Here is a 20,930-nt window from a genome sequence, read left to right as displayed (position 1 = left end):
TCATATCAACGTGTTGCTTTGTGCATAATCCCGTTATGGCACAAATTGCCCTTTCCCCCCGCCCCCCCTAATGTTGTGATCTTGCTTCAATAAACGGATAATCAAGGTATACTCCCGCGTCTTTATTTGCCCGGACTGATGGAAACGCTCCTGTGAGAGGATGCTGAAACGCGCCATGACACGACACGCTTCCCCGATTTTGCAAACGCTTCTGGATACTGACGCCTATAAGCTTCATATGCAGCAAGCGGTTTACCACCGCTATTACGACGTTAACGTCGCAGCGGAATTCCGCTGCCGCGGCGACGATCTGCTGGGCATTCATGCCGACGCCATTCGTGAGCAGGTAGCGGCTATGCAGCACCTTCACCTCAGCGATGAAGAATTTCACTGGCTTAAAAGCCTGCCTTTTTTCAAAGCCGATTATCTCGACTGGCTGCGCGACTTCCGCTATGACCCTTCGCAAGTCCAGGTGACCAATAATCACGGTCATTTAGATATCCGCCTCAGCGGACCGTGGCGGGAAGTCATCATGTGGGAAGTTCCCCTGCTGGCAGTTATAAGTGAAGTCGTTCACCAGCATCGCGCCCCGGGCGTTACGCCCCAAATGGCTCTGGACCACCTGGAAACCAAACTTCAGGAATTTAACGCGCTGACCGCGGGGGTCGATCTTTCCCATTTCCGATTGATGGACTTCGGCACTCGCCGCCGCTTCTCTCGCGAAGTACAGCAGGCTATCGTTCAGCGCCTCAAGCAGGAGCCGTGGTTCATCGGCACCAGCAACTACGATCTGGCCCGCCGTCTTGACCTGACGCCGATGGGCACGCAGGCTCACGAATGGTTCCAGGCACATCAACAGATAAGCCCCGACCTGGCGAATAGCCAGCGCGCGGCGCTGCAGGCCTGGCTGGACGAGTATCCTGACCAGTTAGGGATTGCCCTGACAGACTGTATTACCATGGACGCTTTTCTGCGTGACTTCGGGCAGGAATTTGCTACCCGCTATCAGGGGCTGCGCCACGACTCGGGTGACCCGATCGAGTGGGGTGAAAAAGCCATTGCCCACTATCAAAAACTTGGCATCGACCCACTGAGCAAGGTGCTGGTGTTTTCTGACAACCTGGATTTGAACAAGGCCGTGGAACTTTACCGCCGCTTCTCATCCCGGGTTAACCTCAGCTTTGGTATTGGCACCCGCCTGACCTGCGACATCCCACAGGTCAAGCCGCTGAACATCGTGATTAAGCTTGTAGAGTGTAACGGCAAGCCGGTCGCCAAGCTTTCAGACAGCCCGGGTAAAACCATCTGCCACGATAAAGCCTTTGTGCGAGCATTACGCAAAGCCTTCGACCTTCCGCTGGTCAAAAAAGCCAGCTGATTCAGCGATAATCGGTGAATAGAGGCTTTGCTATTCACCGCGCTTCGCTCTTTCCTTTATTTCTTCATAAGCAACGCGAATTCTGCTTGTCTGATGGCGCGTGACAGGTAACATAGATAACCCCCATCTGTGGGTTACTATTTTTTTTGTCATTGACCATTTAATAGAGAGAAAACTATGAGCGTTGTGCCTGTAGCCGACGTACTCCAGGGCCGTGCCGCCGTTGACAGCGAAGTCACCGTGCGCGGATGGGTGCGTACTCGAAGAGATTCAAAAGCTGGTATCTCCTTCCTCGCCGTCTATGACGGTTCCTGCTTTGATCCTGTACAGGCCGTCATTAATAATTCTCTGCCCAATTACAATGAAGACGTTCTGCGCCTGACCACCGGCTGTTCGGTGATTGTTACCGGCGTTGTGGTCGAATCTCAGGGCCAGGGCCAGGCGTTCGAACTCCAGGCAACCAAAGTTGAAGTTACCGGCTGGGTTGACGATCCGGATACCTATCCGATGGCGGCCAAACGCCACAGCATCGAATACCTCCGCGAAGTGGCTCACCTGCGCCCGCGCACCAACATGATTGGTGCCGTTGCCCGCGTTCGTCACACGCTGGCTCAGGCGCTGCACCGCTTCTTCCACGAAAATGGTTATTTCTGGGTATCCACCCCGCTGATCACCGCTTCGGATACCGAAGGTGCCGGCGAGATGTTCCGCGTCTCAACGCTGGATCTGGAAAACCTGCCTCGCACTCCGGAAGGCAAAGTCGACTTCGACAAAGACTTCTTCGGTAAAGAAGCCTTCCTGACCGTTTCCGGCCAGCTGAACGGCGAAACGTACGCGAGCGCGCTGTCCAAGGTTTATACCTTCGGGCCAACCTTCCGCGCAGAAAACTCCAACACCAGCCGCCACCTGGCCGAGTTCTGGATGCTGGAGCCAGAAGTGGCCTTTGCCGACCTGGACGATGTGGCCGGGCTGGCAGAAGCGATGCTGAAGTACGTCTTTAAGGCCGTACTGGATGAACGCATGGACGACATGAAGTTCTTTGCTGAACGCGTCGACAAAGAAGCGATTGAGCGTCTGGAACGCTTCATCTCCGCAGACTTCGCCCAGGTGGACTACACCGACGCGGTTGAAATCCTGCTGAACTGCGGCCACAAGTTCGAAAACCCGGTTTACTGGGGGGTCGATCTTTCATCCGAGCACGAACGTTACCTGGCCGAGCAGCACTTCAAGGCACCGGTGGTGGTGAAAAACTACCCGAAAGACATTAAAGCTTTCTATATGCGCCTTAACGAAGACGGTAAAACCGTTGCCGCTATGGACGTTCTGGCCCCGGGCATCGGCGAAATCATCGGTGGCTCCCAGCGTGAAGAGCGCCTGGATGTGCTGGACGCGCGCATGGCTGAAATGGGCCTGAATAAAGAAGATTACTGGTGGTACCGCGACCTGCGTCGCTACGGCACCGTACCGCATTCAGGTTTTGGCCTGGGCTTTGAGCGACTGATCGCCTATGTCACCGGCGTTCAGAACGTGCGCGATGTGATTCCGTTCCCACGTACGCCGCGTAACGCCAGCTTCTAAGCCAGAGAAAACCAAAAGGCCAGCTTCCGCTGGCCTTTTTTACGTTTCAGCATAAAAGGTCTATTTTCTTCAACGCTCGTTAAACAAACGTCAATTTCAACCCTCTTTCCCGACAACCCCGTTACCAACTATTTCTGCCTCACATTCTTTAACAAAAATTGCGCTTAAGTTTGCTCGCGCTTTCAAATAGTGATGGGCATAGCACATTTGTACATTTTTCACACAGCCATCCAGCCATCTAAAAACAAGTCAAAAAATGAACAATTGTGAACAAGAAACATTCACCAAATAGCTTTATGCGGATTAAACATAAGTAATTCATATATATATGATTAGAAATTGCGCATTCGGGTTGCATTAAGAGCGAAATTTGAAATGGTTCACAAAGTTCCCTGATATTAACATTTAGTTACACATATTTTCCTTTTGAAACTCAGTTTAGACATTTGTAGCACTTTCAGGCTAGCGAAACGGTTTCATGGATGGAAAGATGCCAGACAGATACAGAAAGACACCAAACTATCCTCAATAGTTCCGTAAAGAATTATTGACGGCAGTGGCAGGTGTCCATAAAAACCACAATGAGGGTAATAAATAATGATGAAGCGCAATATTCTGGCAGTGGTAATCCCTGCTCTGCTGGTAGCCGGTGCAGCAAACGCTGCAGAAATCTATAACAAAGACGGCAACAAAGTAGACCTGTACGGTAAAGCGGTAGGTCTGCATTACTTCGCTAAAGATAACGGTGCGAACGCTCAGGGTAACGGCGACAAAACTTACGCCCGTCTTGGCTTCAAAGGCGAAACTCAAATTAACAGCCAACTGACCGGTTACGGCCAGTGGGAATACAACTTCCAGGGTAACAACTCTGAAGGTGCTGACGCTCAGAAAGGGAACAAAACCCGTCTGGCCTTCGCGGGTCTGAAATTCGGTGACGCAGGCTCCTTCGACTACGGTCGTAACTACGGTCTGGTTTACGACGCAATCGGCGTAACCGACATGCTGCCAGAGTTTGGCGGTGACACCGGCAACAGCGACAACTTCTTCTCCGGCCGTAACGGTGGTCTCGCAACTTACCGTAACAGCGGTTTCTTCGGCCTGGTTGACGGTCTGGACTTCGGCGTTCAGTACCTGGGCAAAAACGATCGTGCTGGCAATGCAACCCGCTCTAACGGTGACGGCTGGGCAAGCTCCGCAAGCTACACCGTTGATGGCTTCGGCATCGTAGGTGCTTACGGCGCGGCTGACCGCACTAACGATCAGCAGGCCCTGACATACGGTCACGGCGCTAAAGCAGAGCAGTGGGCTACCGGCCTGAAATATGATGCGAACAACATCTACCTGGCCGCGCTGTACGGTGAAAGCCGCAACGCTACCCGTCTGACCATCAACGGTACCGATGGCTTCCTGAACAAAACTCAGGACTTCTCCGTTGTAGCACAGTACCAGTTCGATTTCGGTCTGCGTCCATCCATCGCTTACTACAAATCTAAAGCGAAAAATGTTGAAGGTATCGGCAGCGAAGATTACCTCAACTACATTGATATCGGCGCGACTTACTACTTCAACAAAAACATGTCCACCTATGTTGACTATCAGATCAACCAGATCGACAAAAACAACAAGCTGGGCGTGGGTGCAGACGACACCGTTGCTGTTGGTATCGTTTACCAGTTCTAATTTCAGCCATTTGTTTGTCTGAAATGTTTAAAAACAGGGCTTCGGCCCTGTTTTTTTATGGCAAAAAAGTAGAATAAACCCGATGTTATCGCTAACCGTCTCTTTTTGTCGCAAACGGTTGGCAATTCGTAAAACAGCAGTTAACCTGAAAGCGATTTCCCCCGATATCACTAATGGAACCCGTCATGTTTGAGAACATTACCGCTGCCCCTGCCGATCCTATTCTTGGTCTGGCCGACCTGTTTCGCGCCGACGATCGTCCAACCAAAATCAACCTCGGCATCGGGGTCTATAAGGACGAGACCGGTAAAACGCCGGTACTGACCAGCGTTAAGAAAGCCGAGCTGTATCTGCTGGAAAATGAGACCACCAAGAACTATCTGGGTATTGATGGTATTCCAGAATTTGGCCGCTGCACGCAAGAGCTGCTGTTCGGTAAAGGCAATGCCCTGATTGCCGACAAACGTGCTCGTACCGCGCAAACCCCAGGCGGTACCGGTGCGCTGCGCGTGGCCGCTGACTTCCTGGCAAAAAATACCTCAGCGAAACGCGTTTGGGTAAGCAACCCAAGCTGGCCTAACCACAAAAGCGTGTTTAACGCCGCCGGTCTGGAAGTGAAAGAGTACGCCTACTATGATGCGGAAAATCACAGCCTGGACTTTGATGGTCTGGTTGCCAGCCTGCAGGCTGCCGAAGCCGGTGACGTGGTGCTGTTCCACGGCTGCTGCCATAACCCTACCGGGATCGATCCTACCGCCGAACAGTGGAAAACGCTGGCAGAAATGTCACTGGCCAAAGGCTGGCTGCCGCTGTTTGACTTCGCCTACCAGGGCTTTGCCCGCGGTCTGGAAGAGGATGCGGAAGGCCTGCGTATTTTTGCTGCCGGCCACAAAGAGCTGCTGGTGGCGAGTTCCTATTCCAAGAACTTCGGCCTGTACAACGAACGCGTAGGCGCTTTCACGCTGGTTGCCACCGATGCCGACACCGCTGACCGTTCATTCAGCCAGGTGAAATCGGTTATTCGCGCCAACTATTCTAACCCACCTGCGCACGGTGCCTCCGTCGTGGCAACCATTCTCAGCAATGACGCGCTGCGTACCATGTGGGAACAAGAGCTGACCGACATGCGCCAGCGCATTCACCGTATGCGTCAGCTGTTTGTGAATACCCTGCAGGAGAAAGGCGCCAACCGCGACTTCAGCTTCATCATCAATCAAAACGGGATGTTCTCGTTCAGCGGCCTGACCAAAGAACAGGTGCTGCGCCTGCGCGAAGAGTTTGGCGTTTACGCCGTGGCATCCGGCCGCGTCAACGTGGCGGGCATGACCCCGGATAACATGGCGCCGCTGTGTGAAGCCATCGTGGCCGTGCTGTAAAACTACAGCCAGCAAAAAGCAAAAGAGCCGCATAAGCGGCTCTTTTTTTACTCGAAAACATATTTACCAGACCGGCTGCTCGTCCTGTAAGAACGGATTATGCAGACGTTCGTAGCCCAGGGTAGACATCGGCCCGTGGCCGGGAATAAAGGTCACATCATCCCCCAGCGGCAGCAATTTACGCTTGATTGAATCAATCAACGCCGCGTGGTCACCACGTGGAAAATCGCTGCGCCCCACTCCGCCTTTAAAGATGACATCACCAGAAACCAGCAAACGAGAGGCCTCATCGAAGAAGACGATATGGCCAGGCGTATGCCCCGGACAATGCAACACCTGTAAAGTCACATTCCCTACGGCGACACTTTCCCCTTCGTTTAACCAGCGATCCGGCGTCAGAGGCTGACACTCGTCGAGGCCAAACATTCGGCTTTGCTGCGGCAAGCCCTGCAGCCAGAACTCATCTTCTTTTTCCGGACCCACAACCGGCGCGCCGTAATGTGCCGCCAGCTCGGCCGCCGCGCCAACGTGATCGAGATGACCGTGCGTCAGCAAAATTTGGCTAACCTTTACGCCTTTCTGAGCCACTTCCTGCTTGATACGCGCCGCATCGCCGCCGGGATCCACCAGCGCCGCCTGCTGCGTTTCCTCGCACCAAATAAGAGAACAGTTCTGGGCAAAAGCCGTGACCGGAATAATGTGATAGTTCATGCTGCTCCATTACCGGCAACAAAGCCGGATTCCGTTGTTTTACCAGTGCCTTACCGGCCCGGTATCAATATGCACAAAGTCGCTGCTGGGGTAGTATCCTACACCACCTGCGCGCATAGATAATGCCGCTTTGCGAATATTGCTTAACGAAACCCCTTCAATATGAAAATCCATCGCCTGGCCTTTGGTGTGGTAGCTTTTTTTCGCTACGCCGCGGCTGTGAGCGCGAAGTTCGTTATTGGTGTCGATGGAGCGGTAGCCAGAAATCAACTGCACCGGTTTGTTGGTACCCAACAGCCCCTGCAGGCGATAGAGTTGGTCAAACAGTGAAGGATCGATCGATTTAATCTTGTTCGCCCGGTAATCCCGAAAGAAGTGATTAAGTCTTGCTAATTCATCCTGAATATAGCCTCTGCCATCAAAAAACTCGGCTTTCAGTGACTCTCCGGTATGCAGGTTATTGAGAGTCAAAATACGCGGGCGTGGTGTCGAGAGGGTGGCAAACGACGGCAAAGGCATGAGAGCGGCACCGAAAGCCACGCCCCCCAAAGCCAGTAGCTTGCGGCGATTAGCGTCAAATTTGTCCATGATATCCAGGTCTACAGGTAATAAAATGATGGTTTAATATGCACTTTTGCGCACTGCCATCGCACCATAGCTGCCCGAATCCGGGGAGTCAAGGCACGATAAAACCCAGCAACGGCGGGCCCTGCAACGGGCCCGGCTGGGTTTTACATTTTCTACGACCACTAATTCATTAGAAATGTTGCGTTTAGCGGATTAATAACCCTGCTTTTGCGAGGTTTTGTGCGCCAGATCGCGCGGTGAGATCATAATTGTAAATATCTGTACGAAACTCGGTTCGCCCCTCTTTCCCGACAAACGCCGTCAGATAGTAGAGATTAACCGGAATGTTATGGCGGATATTCACGTATTTGGTATTCCCTTCCTGCAACGTACTGGAAATACGTGAGTCATTCCACCCGGCATCCTGCAGTAACATGTTCGCAAGCTCCGAGGCTTTATTCACGCGCACACAGCCGGAACTCAGCGCCCTTGCATCCTTCTGGAAGAGGTTATGGTTAGGCGTGTCGTGCAAATAGATGGCATCTGAACTTGGCATATTAAACTTGTAGCGCCCAAGCGAGTTCTGCGTGCCTGGTTTTTGCTGGAAGCGGAACGGCAGGTTGTTCTCGGTAATCGTCGACCAGTCAACGCGCCACGGGTCAATCGTCTCAGCGTTATTGCTCCAGCCGCGGATCACGCTATAGCCGTGCTGCTCGAGGTAGCCTGGGTTCTGGCGGACCTTTGGCAAAAGATCTTTTCGGGCAAGCGTCGGCGGCACGTTCCAGGGCGGATTAACCACCACGTTATTTAACGCGCTGCTCATCATCGGGGTTTTACGATCCGGACGCCCAACGATAACGCGTGAAGCCAGCGCTTCATTGCCGTTAAGGTAGTAAACCAGCGAATAGTTAGGAATGTTCACCATAATGCCGGTATCGAGTTTGTCCGGCAGCAGCCGCAGGCGCTGAATGTTCAACGCTATCAGCGCCGCACGCTGCTGGGGCGTCACGTTAAGCCAGTCGCGCGTCAGCTGGCCAATCGCGCCGTCCGGGCCTAGCCCTTGCCACTGCTGGAAGCGTTTTACGCCGTCAACAAGGTCGCGGCCGTACACACCGCGCGCGGCGGCCTGCTGCTTTTTGCCGGCTGACGCGGGAATATCTTCAACGTTAATCGCTGACGGGCTTACCGTGACATCGGCAACGGTGGTAGAACCCGAGGCTTTATCCTGGAGCATACCTGTGCGGGCAAGGATCTCGCGCAGCGCGCCAACATCATTACTCCACTGCCCCGGTCTCAGCGTCTCTTTACCGGTTATTTGCGGCCACGGACGAGTATCACCCAACAGATGAATCAGAGACTGGTGAAGCTGAGCATATTGCGGATGCTGTGGCGCAAGGCTGTCAATAAAGTTCACCAGTGAACCCTGGTCGACGGCAACCTGCCACTGGTTAATCAGCGAAAGCGGCGGCGTTTTTAACTTATAAGGCGTGCTGCTATAAAGCCAGCGATTGCCGTCAATCGGGATCCCGGAGACAAACTGCAGGTAGCCCATCATGGCATCGGACAGCACCACATCACGCGCCATACCGCTCACGCCAGGATCGGTCAGCAGTTCAACCCACTGGCTAAACTGTGGCTGGATACCGGCAATGGCGACTTCCGCCAGCTGCTGCTGAAAGGCTTTTACCGCATCGCGATTTTCCCACATTGGCTTCATGTCTCGCGCGGCGTAAAAGGCCGACAGCGCGTTGAGGTAAACCGGCGTGTAGCCCGCAGGCAATCCAGAAATAAGCTGCGAGCGGCTTTGCGCGGCAGACATGGTGGAAGTGTTGGTTGGCAACGTACCGGCCATTGTGGCCGTTGCCGTAGACTGCGCCAAAGGCTGATTGAGTTCCGTAGGCCGATCGGTCTGAAAAGCAGAGCTGTCGGAGGGAACCACGGCAGGCTCGTCGGCCTGCGCCGCAAACAGTGGAGCGAAACTGAGCGCCAGGCAGTAACCGACTGCTGACAATCGAAAATCTTTACCTTTTCTAAGCAACATCCCTTGCCCCCTGTTTATTACTGTGCTCACCGTCAAAGGCGGGAAGTATTCATCACTAGTATATAAACAGTAAAAACCATTTGCCTGACAAAATGTAAAGAAAATTAAAGATTAAGACTGTTCGTGGCAAAGAAAAAGCGGGCCGGGGCCCGCTTGATAAATTGACAATCTGGATTGCTGATTTTTACGACGCGTCTGCCGTTTCCGAACCCGGCTGCGGTTCTGGCAGTACCGGGGCCGCAAAGCCACGCAGGCCAACAACGTGAACGTGTTCGCTGTTCTGGAACACCTTACGCACCAGCTTGTAGGTGGTGCCTTTTTCCGGGCTGATGTTTTCTGGCGCCGCAATAATTAATTGCATTTCCAGTCGTTCACACAGCTCAAACAGCGTGGCGATGGACTTGGCATCCAGACGTGCGGCTTCATCAAGGAACAGCAGGCGACAAGGGGAAATATCTTTCCCACGCAGGCGCTGAGACTCGTCTTCCCAGCTCTGCACAACCATCACCAGGATAGACATCCCGGTCCCGATAGCTTCCCCGGTAGACAGCGCCCCACTCTCCGCACGCAGCCAGCCGTCCGAGCCACGGTTTACCTCAACTTCCATTTCCAGGTAGTTACGGTAATCCAGCAGCTCTTCGCCAATGGTCTGCGGCGTGCGCTGGCCCATGTCTATCTGCGGGTTCAGGCGCTGATAAAGCTTCGCCAGCGCTTCTGAGAAGGTCAGGCGGTTGCTGTTAAACAGATCCTGATGCTGCTCATGCTGCTCGGAAAGGACGTTCAGCAGCGTAGCATGCGCCTCTCGCACGTTAACGTTAAGGCGAACGCTCTTCACCTGACCAAAGGAGACGCTTTGCAGCCCCTGGTTAAGCATGCGAATACGGTTCTGCTCACGCTGAATAGTCTTGCGAATGATGTTGGCCACGCTTCGGGAGCTGATAGCCAACTTCTGCTCGCGCGAGGTCAGCTCTTCCGTCAGGCGTCCCAGCTCAATTTCCATCTGCTCGATGGCTTCAACCGGGTCGTCGGTACGGATGATATCCTGACGGATACGCTCGCGCAGATGCTGGTAAACCGCAACGAAGAACTGAATCTTACGCTCAGGGCGCTTCGGATCTTCTGACATACGCAGTACATCGCGCAGATGTTCGTTGTCCGCAACGGCCAGGCGCAGGGCACCCAACGCTTTATCCGACATGGAACGCAGATCGTCCCCGGAGAGATAGGCCAGTTCACGACGGTGCAGGCGGCGCTCAACGCCGTTGTCTTTCACCATACGCATCACCGCGCACCAGCCCGCTTTCGCGGTCACAACCTGCTCGCGCATTTCAAAGTAGTTACGCTCAAGCTGCTTCAGTTTGCGGGTGAGGTTATTCATCTCCGCTTCGCAATAGGTCAGCTGTTTCTCAAGCTGATTACGGCGTGAACGGTTGTTGCTAAGCGCAGTATGCAGCTCATCCCGGCGCGCACGAGCCCTTTCTTCTGCCCCGGCATCGGCACGAACCCCGATATCCTGCAGCTCTTTGTGCAGATCGGTCAGCAGCTCTTTCTTGGTATCAAACGAACTTTTCAGCGACGCCATTAGCTGGCTGTACTGGCCTAGCTGCTGAGCATGCTGACGCAGCGCTTCACGGGAACGCGTACGCTCGACTTCAGCCTGTTCCAGACGCTGGCGCAGCTTCTCGTTCAGGTCGCTATTACCGTCCAGCATGGCCGCAGAATCGCTGTAGCTGAAGTGAGCGCGACGCTGCACGACTTCGGTCAGCGCAAAGGCACGCTGGCGGGCGTCACGTTGAATTTGCTGCGCGTGGGCATAATCGTCCTTCAGCTGCTCGAACTGTTCAGGATCGCTCTGCAGAACGTTGACGATACCTTCCAGCTTAATCAGCTGATTGCCGTGCTGCTGAATAAAGCGGGCAGACTCTTCGGCTTCGTCCAGGCGCTCCTGAATTTCGTCGCAGCGGTCGGCCAGCGTTTCGTCATTCAGCAGGCTAATGCGCGGCAGCAGGCGGTTAAGCTGGGCCACGCCCTCTTTCGCCTGGTCGAACTGCTGACGCTGCTGCTGATTGTCATTTTCGTGGTTGTTGATCGCCCGCTCAATTTCGCCACGGCGGCTGTTGAGGTGGCGAATTTCAGCTTCCGGATCGTCTTCAAACGCCACGCCCAGATGCTGGCCGATAAAGCGGCTAAAGGACTGGTGCAGGCGCTGGTTTTTCTGCACGTCAAAAGAGAGCGTGGCAAAACGTTCAGCAAGTGACTCCCGCTCGTTGTGCAGCGCTTCAAGACGGTTTTCACGCGCGGCACGGCCAAACAGCGGCAGTTCCGGCAGGCGCGAATAGCGCCACTGGCGTTCAGCGGTTTTGACAAGTACCGCCGCGCCCATATCTTCAACGGTGAACACGCTGTCATCGAACGAAGACGGATCCCCTTCAATCAGGTAAAGGTCTTCCGGGCAGTCTTCCAGATTTTCCAGCTGCTCGCGCACCAGGGAAAGATCCGGCACCACGATAGCGTGGCGGGATGGCCCGTAGAGCGCGGAGAAGTACGGCGCATCTTCGAGGCCGATGTCATCGTAAATTTCAGACAGCAGGACGCCGCCAAAGCGTTCGGCCAGCGCGTTGAGGCGCGGATCTTCTGCACCGCCAGGCTGACTGAGGCGTTCAATTTCGTCATCCACGGCACGTTTACGCGCCCCGACTTCATCACGCTCAACGGTAGACTCACGTTCACGCTCCAGCAGCTGCTGCATGTACTCAGTAACCTGCTGGCTGGCTTCGAACTGCTCACCGCTTTGCTCGCACAGCTGGGAAAGGCTAGTTTGGGCTGCAATCCATCTTGGGGCACGCAGGTTCAGCGTTTTAATACTCGCCTGCAGCTGCTCAAGCTCCTGACGCAGCGCCATACGCTGCTCGCTGGCATCGGTAACGGTTTGCTGCAGCGCACCAATTCGCTCTTCTAATTCTTCATGCAGTGCTTCAAGCTCTTCAGGATCGAACTGTTTGCCCTGGCGTTTGCAGAAATCAGCCAGCAGACGCTCGGCTTCTTGCTGCTCGCGCAGGCGCTGCTCAAGCTCATTAAGGCGCATACGCAGCGGCTGAACCTGCTCTGCCAGGTGGCGCTGATTGCTGCTGTCGCGCAGCAGTTCACGCGCAGTTTCCCACGCGTCGCTACGGCTAACCGGGCCGCTTATCGCGGTCACCAGCTGATAAGCATGTTCGAACTGGCTATGAGCGGCCTGAGCCACGCTCATTTTCTGCTCAAGAGACAGCAGCTTGTCTGTCGCTTCAATCTCTTTCGCTTTGAAGGTGTCCAACCACTCGTCGGCGCTGTCGGCGGTTAAATCCGGCAGATGACACAGTTCACGAGCGCGCTCTAACGCCTGCAATGCCTGCTGATACTGAATCGCACGCGTCTGCTGCACGTCCAGCGCCTGCTGGTAATCGGCAAGCTGGCTTTTCAGCTCATCCACTTCCAGCTCGGCGGCTTCGGCCCGGGCTTCATTTTCTTCCTGCTGCTCGTGGGCTTCAGCCACGATTTCGTTTTGCTCTTCAAGGCGAATTTGCAGCTCGTCGAGGTCAGCTTCGTAACGCTCGATCTTCTCCTGCTGGCGAATCGCCGTTTGCACCAGGTTCAGGTGATCGCTTGCGGCCTGATAATCGGTTTCAAGATCGCCTTCGGCCCCGCTGTGCTCGCCCAGCTCACGCGCCATATCAACGTGCTTATACTGCTCGGCGGACAGCTGCTGGCGGCTGGTCAGCAGTTCGCGGCGAAACTCCAGCGCTTTATCCAGATGGATACGCCGTTCGTTGGCGTGGCGCATATAGTCCGCTGCCACATAATCCGTCGCTTCCGAAATCAGGTGTTTGAACAGGTCGCGGTCGGACTGGGTAACGCGAATCGCTTCCAGCGTCATGCGGTTTTCACGCAGCGCCGCCTCCATGTCCTGGAAGGCTTTACGCACGCCGCCGTTTTCCGGCAACAGATAGTCACGCAGGGAGCGGGTAATCGCGCTGGAAATCCCGCCGTACAGCGAGGCTTCAATCAGGCGATAGTATTTACTGCGGTCTGCGGCACTGCGCAGGCGACGCGCCACGATGCCCAGATCGAACATCAGCGAGTGGTAGTCGGTGATGGAGTTAAACTGCTTGAACTGCACGCCTTCAATGGCTTCAACTTTGTCCTTCAGCTCCTGCAGACTGAGCACGCGAGCCTGTCGCTCGTTCAGCGTTTCGGTCAGCAGTTGAGTCGGCTGAATAGAGGTCGGCAGGCCCTGAATAGCAAAAGGTTTGATGTCGACTTTACGATCGCGCCCGGCAACCTGCTGCAGGCGAACGCCTACCACAACGCGCTGATGGCGGGAGTTGATCACGTCCAGCGTGGAGTAACACACGCCGGCTTTAAGCTTACCGTGCAGACCTTTATCGCGAGAGCCCGAGGTGGCACCGGCTTCGGTGGTGTTACGGAAGTGCAGCAGGGTTAAATCCGGGATAAGCGCCGTGACGAAGGCCGCCATGGTGGTGGATTTACCCGCGCCGTTACCGCCGGAAAGCGTGGTGACCAGCTCGTCGAGATCGAAGGTGCGGGCGAAGAAACCGTTCCAGTTAACCAGCGTCAGCGAGCGAAATTTTCCGCGTTCAATCATTCCTGTTCATCCTCCGCGTTATCTAGTCCTGGTTGTGGCTCATCGCTTTCATCGTTGAGCTGCAGGCGGCTTTCTACCGCCATGGCTTCGCCGTCGCGAATCATGCGCAACTGGGCTTCACGCGGGTCATCGCCGCTACGCACATCGGCGCCGAAGCGGAAGACCGACTCGGTGATGCGGAATTTGCTGCTGTCATGGCCCATAAACCAGATCATGCCGAGGCGGCGCAAACGGGTCAGAGAGGCGCGGACTTTCTCCTGCAGTTTCTGACGGTCGAGATCGGAGCCCGTAGAGCGGTTATTCACCAGCTTCAGCAGCTTGTTTTCATCCGCCAGCGTCAGCAACTCGTCGTACAGCTCCTGCTGAGTAAAGATGCCTTCGTTGGCCAGACGTTCCGGGCTGAGGTAGAGATAACAAAGGATTTTACCGACCATCATGTCCAGCTCGGAGAGCACCGAACGCGGAATGAGCGTGGTGGAGCGAGGACGCAGATAGAAAAAACCTTCCGGCGCGCGAATCAACTCAACGTTGTAGCGCGCGTAAAACTCTTCCAGATACTCCTGGAAATCCATCAAAAAGGCGTGGTTGTCCAGCTCTTCGAGGCCAATGTGGCGCCCGGCGCGCAGCTGACTGTCGAGCGCAGGAAAGAGAGGATTGGCCAGCGCCTGTGCCAGTTTAACCGGCATCACTTGTTCAATATTTGTTGATGACATGCGCCTGTACCTTGGCTCCGTAATCGTTAATGGTTTGCCACTTCGCCGGCAATCCTGTGAAATCCGCTTCCGCTACGCCCAGACGTACCGCCTGGTCTACAACAATACGTGCAACGTCGAAATGACGTGCGCGCGGGTATTGCACGAGGTAGTCACGCACTACAACCCCCAAATCAAGGGGCACTTGCTTCGTTTTGTAGACCTGCAGCGCCGCTTCAATCAGCGCCGCCAGCTGTTCACGAATTTCGTTAAATTCTTCAAACTCGAGCTCATTAGGCAACTCGCCCGTCACTTCTTCATCACGCAGCGCCATCTCTTCATCACGCATATCCAGCAGACGATCGGCGCTGGAATAGGTCAGCGCCCATGGCGCATCGAAGTAATTTTGTACCGACTGGCGAAGGCGTTGAGCAAAGACGCGGTTTTTATCCATATCGATAGCGGTACGGATAAATTTATGCACGTGGCGGTCATAGCCTATCCACAGGTCGATAGCTTGCTGACCCCAGCTGATAATGCGGTCGAGTTTGCTTTGCAGGTCAAACACCAGGCGATCAACAAAGTGAAGGTCGTCGCGCCCCAGGGTAGAGTCCTGCACTCGCAGCAGATTTGCCTGCAGCTTATCCCCCGCGGCCTCCAGCGTATCCTGCAGTTCACGCAGCGTGCCGGATGTCTCCGACAGCAGCAGCTCACAGCTCGAAATGGCCGCACGCCAGTCTTTATTCAACAGTTGGGCAATGTCATCTTTTACCTGCTGCTGCTGTTCGTCCATGATGCGTTGGGTAAGATCGATGCTGTCAAAGATCTCCGCCACGGAATATTTCAGCGGCGCGTAAACGTTACGGTGCCAGTGGAACTCGTCGCCATTTTCATCCGCAGCGTCAGCGGCGCGTTTAAGCTCACCCGCAACGATAGAAAGCTGCATAGACAGGCGCAGCGTGGAAAACTCGCGCTGGCGAATGTAGTAGTCGGTAATACCGATACCCAGCGGCGTCAGGCGATAAATAGCGTTGCCTTCGGTTAGCTCGCTTACGAAGCGGTTAAGCAGGCGCTGGCGTACCATATCGTTGATGGCGTTATTGGCGCGCACATTGATCGTTTCGCTGGTTTGTTCAAAACCGTCGCTCACGTGGCGAAACGCATCAATGAGTTCTCCCTCGCTCAGCTCACCGTCAAGACGCTCGCCGTTTAAGGTGGCAACGGCCAGCAAAAACGTCAGGCGCTCGGTGGGCAGCGAAATCGAAAAATCATTTTTCCTGGCCCAGGCAACCAGTTCAGGCACTGTCTGGGAAAAATCACTCATAATTTATCCTTGGCTCTGCGGCTTAAACGCGGTTACGTGAATATAGCGGCCGAGACTGATAAACGGCTCCTGCCGGCAATAACGCGTCTCCAGCGTCAGCAAATCGTCAAAACCATCTCGTTGTTTGTGTTTATCTCGCAGGTAGTCGTGGAACACCCGCACGCCGGTTTTACCGGTAATTTGCCAGCCAATTTGCTCCAGCCAGTGGTAAACCTGTTCTGGCTGCAGCGGATTGTCGGGCGAAAGGGTTTTGCGCTTATTTTTTTTCATCCCCTGCAGCACATATTCGAAGTTCCCGACGAACATGTTTCGCATCAGCAGGCCGTTTGCATTGTAGAACATTAGCGACAAAGTGCCGCCGGGACGCAAACAATCCCAAAGCGCTTTTAGCACGGCCTGAGGGTCAGTGACCCACTCGAGCACCGCATGAAACAATATCAGATCAACCGGGCTTTCCAAACGTTGGGCCATATCCTGAGCGGCAGATTGTACAAAATGCATGTTGTCGCTCACACCTTTATCCTGGGCGAGCATTTTTGCACGTGCAATCATCCCGGCGGACACATCACAAAGCACAACTTCATGACCCCGCTCGGCAAATCGGGTCGCCGTTTGCCCTTCACCACCGCCGGCATCCAGCACCCTTATGGCTGCAGGTTGGGTAGCAAGAAAAGCATCCAGATCCTGCCAGAGGATCGCCTGCCGCAACTGGCCTTTGGTTGTGCCATAGATATTGTGCGAAAACTTCTCGGCAATATCGTCAAAATTGCGGTCACCCATGGGTACAGCTCCGTGGCAAAAGAGGTCATCTGACAAAACCGCTATTTTGGCACAGCCGGGACGAGAATGAACCCATCTGGTGTAATATCACAGGCGTTTACCTGCCGGATGGTTAAAAAGGATCCGAAATTCATGCTTTTTATACTGAAAAAAATCATTGGCGGGATGTTGCTGCCCCTGCCTTTCCTGCTGTTGACCATGGGCGTTAGCCTGGCGCTGCTGTGGTTTACCCGCTGGCAGAAAACGGCCAAAGGATTACTTACCGCAAGCTGGCTGGTGCTTTTCCTGATTAGCCTGCAGCCCGTTGCCGACTGGATGTTAAAACCTATTGAAGACACTTACGCCACTCGCCAGCAGGGTGATAACGCGCGCTACATCGTAGTGCTGGGCGGCGGCTATACGTGGAACCCGGACTGGGCTCCCAGCTCCAACCTGATCAACAACAGTTTACCGCGACTCACCGAAGCGATTCGTCTGAAACAGCTGAATCCAGGGGCAAAACTTATCTTTACCGGAGCCAGGGCGATGACCAATGCCGTTAGCACGGCGGAGGCCGGTGCCAGGGTTGCGGAAAGTCTTGGGATTTCCAGAGAGGACATCATCACCCTCGATTCCCCCAAAGATACTGAAGAGGAAGCGCACGCCGTGGCGAAGCTGATAGGCCAGCAGCCGTTTATCCTGGTGACATCCGCTTCGCATCTTCCACGCGCGATGATCTTCTTCACCCAAGCCGGGCTACATCCGCTCCCGGCACCGGCCAATCAGCTGGCGATAACCTCTCCGCTTAATCCGTGGGAGAAGGCTATCCCCGACTCGGTATGGCTGATGCACAGCGAGCGCGTGGGCTATGAAACGCTGGGACGCATCTGGCAATGGCTGAAAGGCTCCTCAGGAGAGCCAGGGCAGTAGCGACTTCGACGCATTATCAAAGACCGGCCGGTTCAAACGGCCGGTTTGCAACAGCTGAGCCACCTCATCCCACAATACATACAGCCAGCGCCGCCACAGGAAAGACTCGGCTACCGGCGCGCGCTGCAGGTAGTGCCAAAGCAAACCCTCGGCCTGGCCCGGCTCAGCGAGGCGAAACAGTTCATATTCCCGCGGAGCCCATAGCATCACGCCGGGGTTCACCATCGCCAGCAGCTGATCGCTACGCGAATCCTTGAGCATACTGCGAAGGGAGAAGTTGCCGTGGATCAGCACGCAATTATCGCTAAAATCCTCGAACATTCGCGGCAGGCACTCGCGGGTGCGAAACAGGATGCGTTTATCCTGCATCGTTAACCCCGTGTTCTGGTACTGATTGAGCGTGCTCCAGAGCACCTCTACCCGCTGGCGATACCAGTGCGGCCAGATATTTTCCTGTGTACTGTCCACATTGCCTACACAGCCGCTGCTGTCCACGCGATGCCAGGCAAGCAGGCCTTCAACAATCTGATCTTTCAGCTGCTCCCAGCGATTGGGCGTGCGGGTTGGTGCTTCGCCGGGAACGCCGCGCAGACGCTCCATCAGCAGAACATCCGGTCCAGGATGTTCTTCGTGAGTGAGCACGCCGTAAACCACCGGCATTCTCACCGTACCGGAACGCGCCAGCATCGACATTTTCCACGCCAGCTGTGCCGCCAGGCCCGGCGAGGTAAAGCTTTTAGCCAGTAACGGCATGGCATGACCGCCGCTGTCGTAGAGCGACCAAAGCGCAGTTTCCGCATGCTCGCTAATGCACTCAATACGGCTTAGCTTCTCACCCAGCAGGTGGCTTAACTCCTTACGCAGCAATTCCATACCGATTTCCCCTGGTAATACTGTTGATTTAATAATGAGCGCACCAGGCGAAGTTGTCACCACTCCAGATCAACTGGATTTCAGAAAAAGAAAAACCGGCCTGTTTAGCCGGTTTTATGCTTCGCGCAGAAGGTGAATTAACGCATCGCGAGACGAACGCGCTCCAGATCTTCCGGGGTATCCACGCCAATGCTCGGGATGGCTTTCGCCACGGCAACGTGAATTTTTTCGCCGTTCCACAAGACGCGAAGCTGCTCAAGCATTTCGATTTGCTCGAGCTGGCTCGGCTCCCAGCTGACATAGCGGCGGATAAAACCGGCGCGGTAGCCATAAATGCCGATGTGACGCAGGAAGGTATCGCCAATCTGTTCGCGGGAAGCGGCAAAGCGTTCACGATCCCAGGGAATGGTGGCGCGTGAAAAATAGAGCGCATAGCCCTGCGCATCCATGACGACCTTAACCGCATTTGGGTTAAACGCTTCTTCGGCTGATTCGATAGGCACCGCAAGCGTCGCCATACCGGCTTTACTGTTAGCGACGTTGTTCGCAACCTGCTGAATAATCACCGGCGGGATCATTGGCTCGTCACCCTGCACGTTCACAATAACCGTGTCATCGCTGAAACCACATTTCTCGATAACCTCAGCCAGACGTTCGGTTCCGGACTGGTGATCGGGGCTGGTCAGGCAAACTTCTCCACCTGCCGCTTCGACAACGCGAGCAACTTCCGGATGATCGGTCGCGACGATAATACGCTCAGCGCCGGATTCACGAGCGCGATCCAGCACATGCAGGACCATCGCTTTACCGTTGATGTCTTTTAAAGGTTTACCCGGCAGGCGCGTGGAGGCATAGCGTGCGGGAATAATGGCGACAAAACTCATGGATTGGTCTCGTCTGAAGTCAGCGTACGGGCTTCACTTTCCAGCAAAACGGGAATACCGTCACGCAGCGGGTAGGCCAGGCCATCCGGCTTGCAGATAAGCTCTTGCTTTTCCTGATTATAGTAGAGCTTGCCGTTACAGACCGGGCAGGCAATGATTTCAAGTAAACGACTTTCCATAATTACTCCAGATGAGTGCCATCAACGGCACCAGAATAGCATAAATGACTAGCCCGCCGGGGCCATTTCCCAGCCTGTTCCCCAGCTTTCTCTCAGTTCTGCAGGCAGGACGCCGAAGGTAAGATGCGTAGCGGATTGCCAGCGTGCAAAATCGGTCAGCGCGCCACGCAGGCCTGCCTGCAAAGAGTCTGTCACCTTAATGCCCTCTTCAAGGTAGAGGCTTATCACCTCCAGTTCGCCCTGCTTGCGGTGCATTTTGGCATCCATCCTGCCGACCAGCACACCTTTATGCAGCAGCGGCAGAACAAAGTAGCCATAGCGGCGTTTTTCCGCGGGGGTATAACATTCGAGGCGGTAAGAAAAGTTAAACAGCGCCTCGGCTCTGCGGCGATCCCAAACCACCGGGTCAAACGGTGACAGCACCGCGCTGTGGGTGGCATTAAGCTGATTTTGCTGCGCTTTCTCCAGCTGTGGCAACAGCGAATGATGCACCAGCATCTCGCCCAGCTTATCTACCTGAACGCGAATAACATTGCCCGATAAGAGCCAGGCTTCAACCAGGGGCTTTAAGGCCAGATTTTTCAGTCGATAGTAATCCGCCAGCCATTCAGGGCGAAAGATCCCTAAGCTACGGGCGCTGTTTTCAAGCATCTGTCGCTCAGCCTCAGCTTGGCTAACAAGATGCAGGGCATCGTCCCAGTGCGGCATAACCCGATGGGTTAAATCATAAACGCGCTGGAAGTTTCGCCGCCCGGTAACCATAACCTCCCCTGCGGTAAACAGCCCTTCGAGGTGTTTTTTCTGCGGCTTCCATTCCCACCAGCCGCCTGCGCCTTTACGCGGATGTTCAAAGTCGGCGGAGCGTACAGGGCCGTTCTCTGCGATATAAGCGAGTAACTGCCTGATGTCTTCCGCATGCTCTTTCATCCACTCAGGACGGTATTTCCAACCCATGTTTTCAGGGCTCAGCATTCGGTGGCGGATAAGCGAAAAATCTTTTTTCGGCAGGAAACAGGCTTCATGGGCCCAGTATTCAATCAGCTCGCCGTTTGCCAGCGCCCCGTCTAACCAGCCGGGTTCAAAGTGCCCAAGGCGGCTGAATAACACCAGATACGGACTGCGGGCTACGATATTGATGGTATCAATCTGGAGCAGCGACATGCGGGAGATAGCGTCGGCAACGTCAGAGGGACGCGCCCGGCGGCGAGGTTTTTGCAGCAGCCCCTGGGCCGCAAGGTGCAGATTCCGGGCTGCTCGTACTGAAAGTTGCACAACGGTCATGGCACACCTGTAATCAGCGAACAAATAACCGGTGC

16 protein-coding genes are annotated in these 20,930 nt (G+C 54.8%); 5 read left to right on the top strand and 11 right to left on the bottom strand.

The window, feature by feature from the left end; translation table 11 throughout:
* Positions 1–175 precede the first annotated feature (175 nt).
* The 4 genes from pncB to ACE38U_RS11710 all read left to right on the top strand — a co-directional run bounded on the left by pncB (position 176) and on the right by ACE38U_RS11710 (position 6,012).
* The gene (gene pncB / locus ACE38U_RS11725; protein ID WP_038482803.1) at positions 176–1,378 is read left to right on the top strand and encodes a nicotinate phosphoribosyltransferase; all 1,203 of its coding nucleotides are present in this window, start codon (positions 176–178) and stop codon (positions 1,376–1,378) included.
* A gap of 177 nt (positions 1,379–1,555) precedes the next feature.
* The gene (gene asnS / locus ACE38U_RS11720) at positions 1,556–2,956 is read left to right on the top strand and encodes an asparagine--tRNA ligase (RefSeq protein WP_038473995.1); all 1,401 of its coding nucleotides are present in this window, start codon (positions 1,556–1,558) and stop codon (positions 2,954–2,956) included.
* Between the two features lie 597 nt (positions 2,957–3,553).
* Entirely contained in the window at positions 3,554–4,636 is a 1,083-nt protein-coding gene (gene ompF, locus ACE38U_RS11715; protein WP_038473998.1) for a porin OmpF, read from the top strand.
* Positions 4,637–4,821: 185 nt separating this feature from the next.
* Positions 4,822–6,012, top strand: a complete 1,191-nt coding sequence (locus ACE38U_RS11710; protein WP_038474000.1) for an amino acid aminotransferase — start codon at positions 4,822–4,824, stop codon at positions 6,010–6,012.
* Positions 6,013–6,075: 63 nt separating this feature from the next.
* Here ACE38U_RS11710 and ACE38U_RS11705 read toward each other — a convergent pair whose 3' ends face one another.
* From ACE38U_RS11705 to cmoM, 7 genes are all read right to left on the bottom strand, one after another.
* Positions 6,076–6,723, bottom strand: coding sequence for an MBL fold metallo-hydrolase (locus tag ACE38U_RS11705; RefSeq protein WP_176981338.1), 648 nt, complete (start codon positions 6,721–6,723; stop codon positions 6,076–6,078).
* Between the two features lie 39 nt (positions 6,724–6,762).
* Entirely contained in the window at positions 6,763–7,311 is a 549-nt protein-coding gene (gene mepK / locus ACE38U_RS11700) for a peptidoglycan L,D-endopeptidase MepK (RefSeq protein WP_038474005.1), read from the bottom strand.
* A gap of 184 nt (positions 7,312–7,495) precedes the next feature.
* Positions 7,496–9,331, bottom strand: a complete 1,836-nt coding sequence (gene ldtD / locus ACE38U_RS11695; RefSeq protein ID WP_375529796.1) for a L,D-transpeptidase LdtD — start codon at positions 9,329–9,331, stop codon at positions 7,496–7,498.
* Positions 9,332–9,515: 184 nt separating this feature from the next.
* Complete coding sequence (gene mukB, locus ACE38U_RS11690) at positions 9,516–13,973, bottom strand: chromosome partition protein MukB (RefSeq protein ID WP_375529795.1); 4,458 nt, start codon at positions 13,971–13,973, stop codon at positions 9,516–9,518.
* Positions 13,970–14,686 carry a chromosome partition protein MukE gene (gene mukE, locus ACE38U_RS11685; protein WP_038474013.1) on the bottom strand — a complete coding sequence of 239 codons (717 nt, stop codon included), beginning with the start codon at positions 14,684–14,686 and terminating at the stop codon, positions 13,970–13,972. Before mukE ends, mukB begins: the two co-directional genes overlap by 4 nt.
* Complete coding sequence (gene mukF, locus ACE38U_RS11680) at positions 14,667–15,989, bottom strand: chromosome partition protein MukF (RefSeq protein WP_038474015.1); 1,323 nt, start codon at positions 15,987–15,989, stop codon at positions 14,667–14,669. Before mukF ends, mukE begins: the two co-directional genes overlap by 20 nt.
* A 3-nt stretch (positions 15,990–15,992) precedes the next feature.
* A complete protein-coding gene (gene cmoM / locus ACE38U_RS11675; protein WP_038474017.1) occupies positions 15,993–16,769 on the bottom strand; it encodes a tRNA uridine 5-oxyacetic acid(34) methyltransferase CmoM in 777 nt (258 codons plus the stop codon).
* A 132-nt stretch (positions 16,770–16,901) separates the two neighbouring features.
* On the opposite strand from cmoM, the gene elyC reads away from it, so the two are divergent.
* The gene (elyC, locus tag ACE38U_RS11670; protein ID WP_038482806.1) at positions 16,902–17,678 is read left to right on the top strand and encodes an envelope biogenesis factor ElyC; all 777 of its coding nucleotides are present in this window, start codon (positions 16,902–16,904) and stop codon (positions 17,676–17,678) included.
* Here elyC and ACE38U_RS11665 read toward each other — a convergent pair.
* The 4 genes from ACE38U_RS11665 to ACE38U_RS11650 all read right to left on the bottom strand — a co-directional run bounded on the left by ACE38U_RS11665 (position 17,658) and on the right by ACE38U_RS11650 (position 20,895).
* Positions 17,658–18,551 carry a YcbJ family phosphotransferase gene (locus ACE38U_RS11665; protein ID WP_038474019.1) on the bottom strand — a complete coding sequence of 298 codons (894 nt, stop codon included), beginning with the start codon at positions 18,549–18,551 and terminating at the stop codon, positions 17,658–17,660. The genes elyC and ACE38U_RS11665 overlap by 21 nt on opposite strands.
* A 137-nt stretch (positions 18,552–18,688) precedes the next feature.
* Positions 18,689–19,435 (bottom strand): 3-deoxy-manno-octulosonate cytidylyltransferase, encoded by a 747-nt coding sequence (kdsB, locus tag ACE38U_RS11660; RefSeq protein ID WP_176981335.1) that lies wholly within the window; start codon positions 19,433–19,435, stop codon positions 18,689–18,691.
* Complete coding sequence (gene ycaR / locus ACE38U_RS11655; RefSeq protein WP_008461191.1) at positions 19,432–19,614, bottom strand: protein YcaR; 183 nt, start codon at positions 19,612–19,614, stop codon at positions 19,432–19,434. Before ycaR ends, kdsB begins: the two co-directional genes overlap by 4 nt.
* Before the next feature lie 48 nt (positions 19,615–19,662).
* The gene (locus tag ACE38U_RS11650) at positions 19,663–20,895 is read right to left on the bottom strand and encodes a winged helix-turn-helix domain-containing protein (protein WP_375529794.1); all 1,233 of its coding nucleotides are present in this window, start codon (positions 20,893–20,895) and stop codon (positions 19,663–19,665) included.
* Positions 20,896–20,930 lie beyond the last annotated feature (35 nt).

This window comes from Cedecea selenatireducens (genome assembly GCF_042138895.1).
Classification (GTDB): domain Bacteria; phylum Pseudomonadota; class Gammaproteobacteria; order Enterobacterales; family Enterobacteriaceae; genus Cedecea; species Cedecea selenatireducens.
This window is presented reverse-complemented; position numbering and strand designations above follow the sequence as displayed.

Coding starts and splice junctions, on each gene's coding strand:
- pncB (WP_038482803.1), top strand. CDS start 176: ATGACACGACACGCTTCCCCGATTTTGCAAACGCTTCTGGATACTGAC.
- cmoM (WP_038474017.1), bottom strand. CDS start 16,769: ATGGGTGACCGCAATTTTGACGATATTGCCGAGAAGTTTTCGCACAAT.
- ACE38U_RS11710 (WP_038474000.1), top strand. CDS start 4,822: ATGTTTGAGAACATTACCGCTGCCCCTGCCGATCCTATTCTTGGTCTG.
- asnS (WP_038473995.1), top strand. CDS start 1,556: ATGAGCGTTGTGCCTGTAGCCGACGTACTCCAGGGCCGTGCCGCCGTT.
- mepK (WP_038474005.1), bottom strand. CDS start 7,311: ATGGACAAATTTGACGCTAATCGCCGCAAGCTACTGGCTTTGGGGGGC.
- ACE38U_RS11650 (WP_375529794.1), bottom strand. CDS start 20,895: ATGACCGTTGTGCAACTTTCAGTACGAGCAGCCCGGAATCTGCACCTT.
- mukE (WP_038474013.1), bottom strand. CDS start 14,686: ATGTCATCAACAAATATTGAACAAGTGATGCCGGTTAAACTGGCACAG.
- mukF (WP_038474015.1), bottom strand. CDS start 15,989: ATGAGTGATTTTTCCCAGACAGTGCCTGAACTGGTTGCCTGGGCCAGG.
- ACE38U_RS11705 (WP_176981338.1), bottom strand. CDS start 6,723: ATGAACTATCACATTATTCCGGTCACGGCTTTTGCCCAGAACTGTTCT.
- ldtD (WP_375529796.1), bottom strand. CDS start 9,331: ATGTTGCTTAGAAAAGGTAAAGATTTTCGATTGTCAGCAGTCGGTTAC.
- elyC (WP_038482806.1), top strand. CDS start 16,902: ATGCTTTTTATACTGAAAAAAATCATTGGCGGGATGTTGCTGCCCCTG.
- ACE38U_RS11665 (WP_038474019.1), bottom strand. CDS start 18,551: ATGGAATTGCTGCGTAAGGAGTTAAGCCACCTGCTGGGTGAGAAGCTA.
- kdsB (WP_176981335.1), bottom strand. CDS start 19,435: ATGAGTTTTGTCGCCATTATTCCCGCACGCTATGCCTCCACGCGCCTG.
- mukB (WP_375529795.1), bottom strand. CDS start 13,973: ATGATTGAACGCGGAAAATTTCGCTCGCTGACGCTGGTTAACTGGAAC.
- ompF (WP_038473998.1), top strand. CDS start 3,554: ATGATGAAGCGCAATATTCTGGCAGTGGTAATCCCTGCTCTGCTGGTA.
- ycaR (WP_008461191.1), bottom strand. CDS start 19,614: ATGGAAAGTCGTTTACTTGAAATCATTGCCTGCCCGGTCTGTAACGGC.